Here is an 11478-nt window from a genome sequence, read left to right as displayed (position 1 = left end):
GCGGGGGCGTCGGAGGCGGCGGTGGGGACGACGAGCTTGATGCGCTGGTCGGGGCCGGTGCAGCCGACGTGGTCGAGGCCTGTGCCGGTGAGGGTCACGCGGATGAAGTGCGGGGCGATCCGGGTCGCTGCGGCGACGGTCGCGAGGTACGGCCGGTAGGCCGGTCGGGCGGGGGCGGCGGTCGTCGGAGGCATCGCCTCAGTCTCGCACAGAAGGTTAGCCTTGCCTAACACTGAGCCGGGACGCCCGGCGGACGGTCAGCGCGCGGGGTGCTCGGCGGAGGTGCGCAGGCGCGCCTCGACGTCGGCGGCGAGCTCGGCGACGACGGGGCCCGCCCCGCCGATCCAGGCGCAGAAGTCGTGGCGGTCGTCGGCCCACGGGTAGTCGCCGTCGACGACCGACATCTCGCCGACCCACGCCCGGACCGCGCGGTCGAGCGCGACTCCGCGGGAGCAGCGCTCCCCGGTGCCGGGGGCGCCCGTGCGCTCCGAGCGGCCGAGCCAGGTGACGCAGACCCGGCCGGGGGCGGCGAGCGGCGGGAGTCCGCGCGCGTCGTCGACCTCGACGAAGACCTGGCCGCGGGCGTTCGCGGGGAGGGTGTCGAGGATGCTCTGGATCCATGGCACGACGGTCTCGTCGCCCGCGATCAGGAACTGCTTCACGTCGACCGGCGCGGAGCCGTCGCGGTCCTCGAACATGCACATCGCGTTCGAGTATAGGCAAGGCTTACCTCAGTGGCCAGAGTCGGATCCTGACCATCCGCCGTGCGGCCGCGTCCGGACCCGCCACCTCGGCGAACGGATCCGTCACCACGGCGGCCTCCTCCGTCACCACTGCGGCGGGTGCCGCCTCTGCCAGCGCGCCCGTCGCTCGAGCTGCGCGCCGATCGCCAGCAGCGTCGCCTCGCCGCCGGGCCGCCCGATCAGCTGGACTCCCATCGGCAGGCCCTCCTCCGTGGTGCTCAGCGGAAGGGTGATCGCGGGGAGGCCGCTCACGTTCACGAAGGACGTGTACGGCGTGTAGAGGCACTGCTGCTCGAAATTGCGCTCGGGATCCTCGAGGTCGTACCAGCCGACAGGGCGCGGTGTCATCGCCAGCGACGGCGTCAGGACCGCGTCGACGCCGGAGAACGCCGCGATCACCGCGCGCTCGTAGCCCGAGAGCCAGGACGCCGCCTCGACGATCTCGCGGGCGGATCGCCGACGCCCCTCCTCCACCAGCCAGCGGGTCAGCGGCTCCAGCAGATCGAGGTCTGCGCCCTCGACGGGCAGGGTCGCCGCGCCGCTCTGCCACAGCGTCCGGAACGCGGCGGGGTACGCGGCGCTCGGGGGCAGCGACGCCTCCTCGAGCCCGTGGCCGAGGGCGGCCAGCGCGGCGATCCCCTCGTCAAGGGCGGCGCGCGCCTCCGGAGCGAGAGCGATCTCGTACTCCTCGTCCCAGGGCGAGTCCGTCAGCACGCCGATCTGGAAGCGCCCCTCTCCCCGGACCGCGGCGCCGAGGAACGAGCCGTCGCCGTCACCGGGCGCGCCGAGCGACCAGCGCTGCGGGAGGCGGCCGTTCGTCCGCTCCAGCATGCCCTCGAGCAGGAGGCCCGCGTCGGCGACCGAGCGGGTGATCGGCCCGGCGACCGTCAGGCCGCCGACCCCGCCGATGCCGGAGAGCGCGGCGACGCGTCCGCGGGAGGGCTTCAGCCCCACCAGTCCGCAGGCCGCGGCGGGGATGCGGATGGACCCGCCGCCGTCCGACGCGGGGGCGAACGGCAGCAGTCCCGCGGCGACGGCGACCGCTGCTCCTCCGCTGGATCCGCCGGCCCCCAGGCGGGTGTCCCAGGGCGTGACGGCGGGCGGGCCGATCCGCGTCTCGGTGTAGGAGGGCATCCCGAACTCGGGCGCCGCGGTCTTGCCGAGGCTGACCGCTCCCGCCGCGTCGAGCACCTCGACGATCTCGTCGGAGTCAGTGGGCACGTGGTGCTCACGGAGCCGGGATCCGGACGCGGTCCGCACGCCCGCGCGCCGCCAGAGGTCCTTGTCGCCGCTCGGCAGGCCCCAGAGCGGAGCGGTGCCGGGCTCGGTGCCGAGCGCTGCGGCCCGCTCCCGCGCCTGATCGGCGGTCACCGTGGCGAAGGCGCCCAGGTCCCCGTTCCAGCGCTCGATCCGGGCGAGGTAGTGGTCGGCGAGCTCGAGAGGCGTGACCTCTCCGCGCTGCAGCCAGTCCCACTGCTCCTGCGCGCTGAGGTGGTGGAGTTCGAACATGGAACGACCCTATTCCGCCGCTCCGGGGAGCCGACGGAACAGGGTCGTGGGGTCAGGCCGCGCGCCGGCCGCTCTCGCTCGCCTCGTCGAGGCCCTTCCGGGCGCCGTCGGGCACCACGGTGTCGCGGTCGATGCGGGCGCCGGTCGCGATCACGGCCGAGCGTCCGATGCGGGAGTAGCTCCCGATCCGCGCCCCCGGCCCGATGATCGCCTCGGGCCCGACGTGCACGTTCGCGCCGATGAAGGCACTGTGTCCGATCATGGCGTCGCGGTCGACCCAGCTGCCCGCGCCGATCCAGGCGCGCTCGCCCACGGTCGCGCCGGGCTCCACGTAGGCGCCGGTCTCCACGTACGCGGTCGCCGAGACGCGCGATCCGGGAGCGACCATGCCGCGTCCGTTCGCGTGGCGGCGGTAGACGATCTCGTCGTCACTGCCGCGCGCCCCTCGACCCTTGTTCATCCCTGTTCCTGCCATCTGCCTCTGGCTCCTCCGAGCTGTCCGTTGGGCGGGGCGCCGAGCCCCGTCCCGTCATCGGTAGACAACAGCGGGGAGCGCCCGCGCATTCCCCGTTCGGGGGGCGCTGGCGCGGGGTGGAGGCGGAGCGGAGAGCGGGCGGCGGAGCGGACCCGCCCGGACCTGCGCGGAGCGTCACTCCACCGCGTCGGCGACCGCGGTCACGACGGCGCGGAACCGCTCCGGCGCCTCGCGGATCCGCCGCCGCAGGAGGACCCCGGCGAGGGCTGACGAAGCGGGCGCCGCGACCAGCTCGCACTCGACCCGGGCCCCCTCCTCGTCCGCCAGGACCCGCCACTGCTCGACGCCGAGCACGGGGAGCCGGCGCTCGAGCCCGCTCCCCCGACGCTCGTAGGCGCCGTCAGCGGCGAGGACGTCCGCGAGGGCGGCGAGCACGGGGGCGGCGTCGGCGTGGAGGACGGAGGCGAGGGCGAGGAGGCTGCGCACGGCGGCAGTCTCCCACGCCCCCGCGTCAGGAGCGGGCGTCGAGGACGCGCCGGAGCCAGTCGAACGACGCCTTGGGCACGCGGTCGCGGCTGCGCGTGTCGACCGCCACGAGCCCGTGCGGGCGGCTGTAGCCGTGCTGCCACTCGAACGCGTCGACCAGGGTCCAGAGCTGCACGGCCTCGACCGGCAGTCCGTCGTGGACGGCCTCGGCCAGGGCGGCGAGATGCGCCCCCAGCCAGCGGATCCGCTCGGTGTCGACGATCGCTCCCTCGCGGTCGGGCTCGTCCGGGTAGCTCGCGCCGAGCGCGGTGACGACCAGCGGAGGGAGGGTGTCGCCGTAGCGCTCCACGAGGGAGCGCAGCACCGAGACCACCGCCCAGGGCGCGACCGGCGAGCCGTCGCCCGTGCGGTCCAGCTCCGGCCAGGGCGCCGTGTGGAAGGGGAGCGCGGGAGGAGCGCCCGCCCCGGTCGGCAGCGCCGGGTCGCGGCCCGCCGCGATCCGCAGCGGAGGCAGCGGCGCGACCGCGTAGAAGTCCATTGGAGCCGAGATGCGCGCGAGGTCGACCGGATCCGCCTGCGCGAGGGCGCCGAGGAAGGGCGGCAGCTCCTCCGGTCCGACCGGGTAGGACCCGGTCAGCACCGCGTCGGCGACCAGGCGGTTCCGAAGAACGTCCGCCAGGGAGGCGAAGGCGCGGTCCCGGTCGTCGTCGGAGGCGGGCTCGACCGGCGCGAGCGCGTCGACCAGGCCGATCCTCCCCGTCACCTCCGCCGCTCGCAGCGCCTCCAGCGCCACGCCGTGCCCGAGCAGCTGGTGGTGCAGCGCCGGCAGGGCGCTGAACAGCCGCCCGGCGCCCGGCGCCTGCCGCGCGAGCGCATAGCCCTCGAGCATCACTGTCGACGGCTGGTCGAGGGTGATCCAGTCGGCGACCCGATCGCCCAACCGCCCGCCCAGCTCGAACGCGAGATCGCCGAAGCGGAACGCGGTGTCGCGGTTCATCCAGCCGCCGCTGAGCGCCGACGGGGTGTCGCGGTGGTGCAGGGTCAGCGCGACCCGCATCCCCGTCTCGGCGAGCCCGTCGAGCAGGCGGTCGTAGAAGCCGAGCCCTCCGCGGTCGATCGGTCCGCGGCCGTCGGGCTGCAGCCGGGGCCACGAGACCGAGAGCCGGAGCTCGTCGACGCCGAGATCGACCAGCAGCGCGAGGTCCTCGCGCCAGCGCAGGAGGAAGTCCGTCGCGATCTCGGGAGTGGCCTCCTCGGCGATCGTCCCCCGTCGCAGTGCGAAGTCGTCCCACACCGACCGGCCCCGGCCGCCCGTCTCGAGGGAGCCCTCCGTCTGGAAGGCGCTCTGCGCCAGTCCGATGCGCAGGCCCGGCGGCAGGAGCCCGCCGAGCTCGCGCGGATCGTCGAAGCGCGCGGCCTCGACGCGCACCTCCCGCCGATCGCGCCCGCGGGCCTCGTCTTCGCTCATTCCACTGTCCTCCGGATCTGATCGACGGGTATATTCTCGCGGAAGCGCTCTCCCGGATCCTCCCGACTCCCCCGACCGGCTGAGACGCCTCCTCCGGATGGTGTACATCCGGGAACAGTGGTGCGGCGCGCTTGACAGCTCCCCCCTGCCCCCGTGCAATGGACGCATCGTGAAATCGGGCGTCGACGTGGCAGTACCGGGGGGTTCACCGGCCGTGCCGGTGCCCCGACTCCGCCGATCCCCGCGGCGCACCGCCGCCCTGCTGCTGGTTCTGCTCGCGGCCGTCGCCTCCGTCTCCGGGCTGGCCGCGCCGGCCGCGCAGGCCGCCGCTCTCGCGATCACCGCTCCCACCTCCGGCGCGGTCCTCGGGACGGGAGCGACGACGGTCACCGGTACGGCGACCGCCGGGGACCAGGTGCAGGTCGGGCTCCGCGGCGGCGGCGACCCCCTCTGCATCACCACCGCGGGCCCCGACGGCGGCTGGAGCTGCGCCGTCTCCCTCGACGACGGGCCGGCGACCCTGGTCGTGGTGGAGCTCCTCGCCGGCGGCGGAACGACCTCGGCCGCCGTCCCGATCGCCGTCCTCAGCGCCCCCGTCATCGAGTCGGTCGACGGCTCGGCGACCTCGGCGGGCTCGGTCCGCGGCACGGCCTACCCCGGCGCGAGCGTCGCCGCGGTCTCGAACGGCGGCGCCGCGTGCCTGGCCACCGCCGACTCCGGCGGCGCATGGTTCTGCCAGCTCGCCCCCACTCCGGCGCCGGGCAGCTACCGCGTCACGGCGACGCAGACCGCCTCCTTCGCCGGCAGCGCCGCCTCGCCGGCCAGCGCACCGGTGACCCTCGTGGTCGACACCGCCGCTCCTGCCGCCCCTGCCCTCGCCTCGCCGTCGGACGGCGCTGCCCTGCCGCTCAGCGGCGCGTCCTACTCCGGGACCGGCGTGGACGGCACTCGCGCGTACGTGTACGTCGACCGGGTCAACACCTGCGACGCGGCGGTCAGCGGAGGCGCCTGGAGCTGCACCGGCGGCACCATCACGGCAGGTGCGCACCGGGTCTCCGCCATCGCCGGCGACAGCGCCGGCAACTACAGCCCGCCGAGCCCCTGGATCGACGTGACCTTCGCGGCGGCGACGACCGCCCCCACCGGTACGCCCAGTGCGACGACCCCGGCCGCTCCCGGAGCAGTTCCCACCGCTCCCGGGGCCACCGCGTCTCCCGCTCCGAGCAGCGCGGTGCCGACCGCGTCCCCGTCGCCCGTCCGCCCCGGAGAGGCCGCGCCCGCTCCCGACGACGAGCCGACCGCCGAGCCCACCGCAGCGCCGGTCCCCGCTCCCGACCAGGACGCCGGGGACGTGCCGCCGCAGCCCGCCCCCGGCGCCGACTCGCAGCCGGGCGGCTGGAACTCGGCGACCGGCATGACCACCGCACTGTCGGCCGGATCGCCCGTCGTCTCGATGGCCGACTGGATGCGCTCCCTCGCCCTCGCACTGCTCTCGCTCGCCCTGGTCGTCGTGCCGGCCCGCCTCGCCGCGGCCGGGCGCGCGCCCCGCGCCGAGCGCAGCTGGCACCTCACGGGCCGCAACCGCGCCGCCGTCGAGTACGACGACAAGCCGAACGCCGGTCCCGCCTCGCCGCGCCCGATGGTCGTCGGGATGATCGGCTGCGCAGCCGGCCTCGTCCTGCTCTCGGGGCGCGTCGACAGCCAGCCGGCCTACCTGCGCCTGCTGATCGCCGTCATCGTGGCCGTCGCCGTGGTCAACGCGGTCGCCGCCGCCGTCCCCGCGGTGGTCGGGCGGCGGATCGGCCTCAGCGGGATCGGCGTCGTCGCCGCTCCCCGCGCGCTGCTCCTGGTCGCGGCGGCCGCTCTCGTCTCGCGCTTCGCAGGGCTGGACCCGGCGCTCCTCTTCGGCGTGGTGATCGGCCTCGTCCTCCCCGAGGGCGCGTCGGCCGTCGACCGGGCGAAGCTCTCGACCGTCCGCGTCGTCTCGCTGCTGGGGCTCGCCGGACTCGCCTGGGGCGCCTCCGCCGTGGTCCCGCCCGACGGCTCGTTCGGCTCCGTGCTCCTCGCCGAGGTGCTGAGCGCAACCACGCTGATCTCTGTCGGCTCGAGCGTGGTGCTGCTGTTCCCGGTCGGGCGCCCCGCCGGCCGCAGCATCCTGCAGTGGTCCCCGCTGCTCTGGCTCGGGCTCACGCTCCTCGCGACGACCGTGCTGTTCGTGCTGCTCACCCCGACCATCGCGTCCTGGTCGACCGACGGCGGAGCGGGCCCGGTGCTCTTCGCCGTCGTCGCCTTCAGCGCGGTGTGCACGTCGATCTGGGCCTGGCGGCGCTTCGTCGAGTCGGAGTAGCCGGGCTCGGCGGCCCGCTCAGTAGCCGGGCTCGGCGGCCCGCTCAGCCGATCGAGACGGGCCGGTCGAGGTCGTCCCCCGGCAGCACATCGGCCACGGCGCCGACGGTCAGCTCCCGCAGCGTCGCGATACCGCCGTAGACGCCGAGGAACGCGGTGTCGGCCGCGTCGCGTCCCGTGGCGATCCGCACGAGGCTCGACCGCGGCGCGAGCGTCGTCGCGTCGACCGCCCGCCACTCCCCCTCGATCCAGGCCTCCGCGACCGCGTGGAAGTCCATCGGCTGCAGCCCCGGTGCGTACACGGCCGCCAGCCGGGCGGGCACGTCCAGCGCCCGGAGGAGGGCGACGACGAGGTGCGCGAAGTCCCGGCAGACTCCGCGGCGGGCGAGCAGCGTCCGCTCGGCCCCGTCCGTCGGAAGACTGGAGCCGGGCACGTACGCCAGACGCGTGCCGACCCAGGAGCTCACCGCGTGCAGGAGGTCCGCCCCGGCGAGGCCGGCGAACTCGGCCCGGGCCGTCGCCCACAGCACGTCCGACTCGGCGTAGCGACTCGGCCTCAGGTACCGCAGCCGGTCCACCTCGTCGCCCTCGAGCGGAGCGAGGCGGCCGAGGACGCGCGCGGAGTAGTCGATCACCAGGTGCCCGATCGGCGCGTCGAGAACGTGCAGCCGGGTGCCGTGCTGGTCGACCACCTCGCGAGCCGCGAGCGGGCGGCCGTCCACGCTGAGGGTCAGCGACTCCTCCGCCCCGTACGCGTCGGCCACGGCGATCGAGAGGACGAGGGCGGCCGGAGCCGCGACGTCGAGGGTCAGGTGGGCCGAGACGTCGCGCTGCATGAGGCTCTTCTCCGGGGAGGGGCGGGGTGAGGGGGTCAGACGCCCTGCTCGCCCTTCGGCGGCGGGGTAGGGGCGGCGTCCGGCTCCTGCACGAGCTGGAGCCCGCCGGACGAGTTCGCCGACACGGTCAGCAGATCGATCCAGGTGCGGTTGATCGAGGGGACCCGGCCGCCGAAGTACTTGAAGTAGAGGGGCACGGAGGGGTCGAGCCAGATGCTCGAGCGGCCGTCGCCGACCGCGGGGTCGTCCCGCCAGGAGAAGAAGAAGCTCTCGCGGCGGCGCAGTTTGTTGGCGATGACGATCTGGACGTGCGTGAGCGTGCGGTCGTCGAACTCGATCTCGACTCCCGAGGCTCCGTAGAGCAGCTTCCCCATGGGGGCCTCCCGGCCGCCCGTCGCCGGGCGGTGCATGACAGTGCCCGCGGGCACGAGAAGCGGGACCGTTCCGGCGCCCGCCGTGGACCGGGCGGCTCGCCTCCGGACGCGGGCGCCCGGGCGCGGAACCGCCCGGTGACGACTCTAGGCGAGGCGGCGCGGGCGCGCGGGATCCTCGTCCGATTCCCGAACACCGGGGTCCTCCGGTCGGGAGGACGACCGGTCCGGAGTCGGACCCGGCGCCCGGATCGGATCCGGGCGAGACGCGCCGGGGCACTGCCGCGCGCATGTCGGAGGTCGGACGTACGGTACCCGCATGATCGAATGCGCACTCTGCGGAACCGACGCCGTCGTCCTCGACCGCTCCGGCGGCCGCGACACCGAGGAGGAGCTCGTCGTGCTCTGCGCCGACTGCACCCCGGGAGAGATCACCGAGGCCCTCGAGGCCGCCCTGCTCGAGCCCGCTCGACGCAGCGCGCACGCCCGCGCCGCCTAGAGGAGCGGGCGTCGGACGGAGTGCCCCCACTGGGACTCGAACCCAGACTGAGACGATTTTAAGTCGTCTGCCTCTGCCGATTGGGCTATGGGGGCGACCACCGGGAGGAGCGATCCTCCCGGCGGCGGTGTCAGGACTTGGCGGGCTCGCCGCCGACCGGGACCGGAGCACCGGCCTGGCCGGGGATCTGCGCCGGGGCCTGCGCGGCCGGAGCCTCGGCGGCGGGGGCCGCCGGACGCGGACGCGACGCGTAGGTCTCGAAGGAGCCGCGGGGGTACTCGCGGGCCTCGATCGAGGCGATGTCGCGGCCGAGCCAGAGGTTGTTCCACCAGCCCCAGACCACGCGGAACTTGCGCTCCCACGAGGGCATGGCGAGACCGTGGTAGCCGCGGTGCATCACCCAGGCGGGGAAGCCCTTCACCGCGATCTTGCCGGACTGGAACACGCCGATGCCGATGCCCAGGCCCGCGACCGCGCCGAGGTTCTTGTGCACGTAGTCGACCGGCTCCTCGCCGCGGAGCACCGCGGTGATGTTCTTGGCCATGAGCTTGCCCTGGCGGACGGCGTGCTGGGCGTTCGGCACGCAGAAGCCGCCGACGCCGCCGCCGGTGAGGTCGGGGACGGCGGTCGCGTCGCCGGCGCCCCAGGCGCCCTCGACGAGCACGTCGTCGTGGCCGACGCGGAGGTCGGCGCGCACGCGCAGGCGGCCGCGCTCCTCGATGGGCAGGTCGGAGTTCTTGATCGACGGGTTCGCCATGACGCCCGCGGTCCAGATGATGAGGTCCGACTCGAAGCTCTCGCCCGTCGACAGCTGGATGACGCCGTTCTCGGCCGACTTGAGCTGCGTGTCGAGGTGCACGGTGGCACCGCGCTGGTCGAGGTTCTTCAGCACCCAGTGGCTCGTCTCGAGGGCGACCTCGGGCATGATCCGGCCCATCGCCTCGATGAGGTGGAACTGCGTCTCCTCGAAGTCGATCTCGGGGTAGCGCTTGAGCAGCGCGCTCGCGAAGGAGCGCAGCTCCGCGAAGACCTCGATGCCGGCGAACCCGCCGCCGACGACCGTGACGGTCAGCAGGCGCGAGCGCTCGGGACCGGCCGGGAGCGACGCGGCCTTGTCGAAGTTCGTGAGCATGCGGTCGCGGATCGCGGTCGCCTCCTCGATCGTCTTCAGGCCGATCGCGTTGTCGGCGACGCCCGGGATCGGGAAGGTGCGCGAGACGGAGCCGGCGGTGACGACGATCTGGTCGTACTCGAACTCGTAGGGCTCGCCCACGGTCGGGGTGATCGTCGCGGTGCGGTTCGCGTGGTCGATCTTCGTCACCTTGGCGGCGAGGATCGCGGTCTTCTTGAGGTGACGGCGGAGCGAGACGATCGCGTGGCGGGGCTCGATCGACCCCGCGGCGACCTCGGGGAGGAAGGGCAGGTACGCCATGTAGGGCAGCGGGTCGACGATCGTGACCTCTGCCTCGTGCGGGCGGAGCTGCTTCTCGAGCTTCCACGCGGTGTAGAAACCGGCGTAGCCGCCTCCGACGATCAGGATTCTGGGCACGGTTGACTCTCCAAGAGGGATGGACAATGCGAACACCCTCACGCAATGCGAAGTGCCCGCTCTCGATGCGGTGGGCAGCACTGACCCCGACTGGGAATCAGCTTAGCGAAGAGCGCGCCGGTGGTGGCGCCTCCGTGGCTCCGGTAGGAGCGGCTACGCGTCGAGCGGCCTGCATGCGCAGCGCTCGGGAGACCAGTCGGCGCGGGCCAGGGCCAGATCGCCGATCGGATTGATGCCGGGGCCCGCCGCGAGGGCGTGCGCCGCGAGGGCGTGGAGGCACTTCACCCGCGAGGGCATGCCCCCGGAGGAGATGCCCGCGATCTCGGGGACGGAGCCGACGCTCTCGCGGTCGGCCAGGAACCCCCGGTGCGCCGCGGCGTAGGCCTCGCGCAGATCCTCGTCCTCGGCGAGCATCCCGTTGTACTCGACCATGACCTGGGTGGCCTCGAGCTGCGAGATCGCGGCCGTCGCGGCGGGGTGGGTCAGGTAGTAGAAGGTGGGGAACGGCGTGCCGTCGGACAGGCGCGGGCTCGTGGAGACCACCGTCGGGTCGCCGCAGACGCAGCGGGCGCTGATCCCGACCACATCGCGGGCGGGACGGCCCAGCTGGGCGGAGACGACCGCGATGTCGCGCTCGGACGGCGGATCGAAGGGGGGCGTGGTCACGGGGGCTCCAGAGGACGGACGGCCGGGAGGACGCTCCAGTGTACGCGGGGCCGAGCGGGACCTACGGGGTCGGCGCCGGCTCGTCGGCGGTCGCCTCGCCGAGGCCCGAGACCGCGATCGAGGACAGCAGGGAGCCGGCCCAGTCGCTCGGGGTCTCCTGCACCGTGTCGCTCGCGGGCTGCTGCGCCTGCTGGGCGAGCGTCACGTCGTCGAGCACGAGGTAGCTGACCTCCCCGGGCATGACGAAGTAGAGCCGCTCGCGGGCCTGCGCGCGGATGAACGCCGGGTCCGACCAGCGGGTGCGCTCCTCGTCTAGGTTCTGCGCCTGCGTCTTGGCCGCATCGACCGAGCGCTGCAGCTCGGCGATCTCGGCGCGCTGCTCGACGAAGTTCTTGATGCTCGGGGCGAGCACGACCACCGCCAGGATCATGATCCCCATCACCAGCAGCGTGAAGCCGGAGCCGCGGACGCCGGCGATCCACGCCGACGTCCGCGTCGGCCACGACGACGTGCTCGTCGAGGGCGCCTGG

The 11478-nt window shown here is 74.3% G+C and carries 13 protein-coding genes and 1 tRNA gene; 2 read left to right on the top strand and 12 right to left on the bottom strand.

The window, feature by feature from the left end; all coding sequences use genetic code 11:
• The 6 genes from C5C24_RS16850 to C5C24_RS16825 all read right to left on the bottom strand — a co-directional run.
• A partial coding sequence (locus C5C24_RS16850; RefSeq protein ID WP_181135566.1) for a siderophore-interacting protein occupies positions 1 to 194 on the bottom strand: 194 nt, incomplete at its 3' end.
• 63 nt (positions 195 to 257) lie between these two features.
• Complete coding sequence (locus C5C24_RS16845) at positions 258 to 704, bottom strand: SIP domain-containing protein (RefSeq protein ID WP_104277872.1); 447 nt, start codon at positions 702 to 704, stop codon at positions 258 to 260.
• 123 nt (positions 705 to 827) lie between these two features.
• Positions 828 to 2252 (bottom strand): amidase, encoded by a 1425-nt coding sequence (locus C5C24_RS16840; protein WP_104305518.1) that lies wholly within the window; start codon positions 2250 to 2252, stop codon positions 828 to 830.
• Between the two features lie 52 nt (positions 2253 to 2304).
• A complete protein-coding gene (locus C5C24_RS16835) occupies positions 2305 to 2727 on the bottom strand; it encodes a transferase (RefSeq protein WP_104277870.1) in 423 nt (140 codons plus the stop codon).
• A gap of 174 nt (positions 2728 to 2901) precedes the next feature.
• On the bottom strand, positions 2902 to 3213 hold the full coding sequence (locus C5C24_RS16830) for a hypothetical protein (RefSeq protein ID WP_104277869.1): 312 nt from the start codon (positions 3211 to 3213) through the stop codon (positions 2902 to 2904).
• Positions 3214 to 3238: 25 nt separating this feature from the next.
• The gene (locus tag C5C24_RS16825; protein ID WP_181135565.1) at positions 3239 to 4681 is read right to left on the bottom strand and encodes a glycoside hydrolase family 1 protein; all 1443 of its coding nucleotides are present in this window, start codon (positions 4679 to 4681) and stop codon (positions 3239 to 3241) included.
• Positions 4682 to 4901: 220 nt separating this feature from the next.
• On the opposite strand from C5C24_RS16825, the gene C5C24_RS16820 reads away from it, so the two are divergent.
• The gene (locus C5C24_RS16820) at positions 4902 to 7028 is read left to right on the top strand and encodes a hypothetical protein (RefSeq protein WP_146082659.1); all 2127 of its coding nucleotides are present in this window, start codon (positions 4902 to 4904) and stop codon (positions 7026 to 7028) included.
• 43 nt (positions 7029 to 7071) lie between these two features.
• Here the strand turns inward: C5C24_RS16820 and C5C24_RS16815 are convergent, their stop codons facing one another.
• Both C5C24_RS16815 and C5C24_RS16810 read right to left on the bottom strand, forming a co-directional pair.
• The gene (locus tag C5C24_RS16815; protein ID WP_104277866.1) at positions 7072 to 7863 is read right to left on the bottom strand and encodes a transglutaminase family protein; all 792 of its coding nucleotides are present in this window, start codon (positions 7861 to 7863) and stop codon (positions 7072 to 7074) included.
• A 35-nt stretch (positions 7864 to 7898) separates the two neighbouring features.
• Positions 7899 to 8237 (bottom strand): ATP-dependent DNA ligase, encoded by a 339-nt coding sequence (locus tag C5C24_RS16810; RefSeq protein WP_104277865.1) that lies wholly within the window; start codon positions 8235 to 8237, stop codon positions 7899 to 7901.
• Between the two features lie 316 nt (positions 8238 to 8553).
• Here C5C24_RS16810 and C5C24_RS16805 point away from each other — a divergent pair, with 316 nt between their 5' ends.
• Entirely contained in the window at positions 8554 to 8733 is a 180-nt protein-coding gene (locus C5C24_RS16805) for a hypothetical protein (RefSeq protein WP_104305515.1), read from the top strand.
• Between the two features lie 21 nt (positions 8734 to 8754).
• Here C5C24_RS16805 and C5C24_RS16800 read toward each other — a convergent pair.
• The 4 genes from C5C24_RS16800 to C5C24_RS16785 all read right to left on the bottom strand — a co-directional run bounded on the left by C5C24_RS16800 (position 8755) and on the right by C5C24_RS16785 (position 11387).
• Positions 8755 to 8828 (bottom strand) — tRNA-Leu (locus C5C24_RS16800).
• A gap of 35 nt (positions 8829 to 8863) precedes the next feature.
• Positions 8864 to 10282 carry an NAD(P)/FAD-dependent oxidoreductase gene (locus C5C24_RS16795; RefSeq protein WP_104225019.1) on the bottom strand — a complete coding sequence of 473 codons (1419 nt, stop codon included), beginning with the start codon at positions 10280 to 10282 and terminating at the stop codon, positions 8864 to 8866.
• A 153-nt stretch (positions 10283 to 10435) separates the two neighbouring features.
• On the bottom strand, positions 10436 to 10948 hold the full coding sequence (locus tag C5C24_RS16790) for a DUF501 domain-containing protein (protein ID WP_104305514.1): 513 nt from the start codon (positions 10946 to 10948) through the stop codon (positions 10436 to 10438).
• Positions 10949 to 11009: 61 nt separating this feature from the next.
• Positions 11010 to 11387 (bottom strand): septum formation initiator family protein, encoded by a 378-nt coding sequence (locus C5C24_RS16785; protein WP_219812894.1) that lies wholly within the window; start codon positions 11385 to 11387, stop codon positions 11010 to 11012.
• Positions 11388 to 11478 lie beyond the last annotated feature (91 nt).

The sequence above is a fragment of the Rathayibacter sp. AY2B3 genome, assembly GCF_002931755.1.
Taxonomy (GTDB): domain Bacteria; phylum Actinomycetota; class Actinomycetes; order Actinomycetales; family Microbacteriaceae; genus Rathayibacter.
The sequence above is the reverse complement of the archived record's forward strand: the minus strand, read 5'-3'. Positions and strand labels throughout refer to the sequence as shown.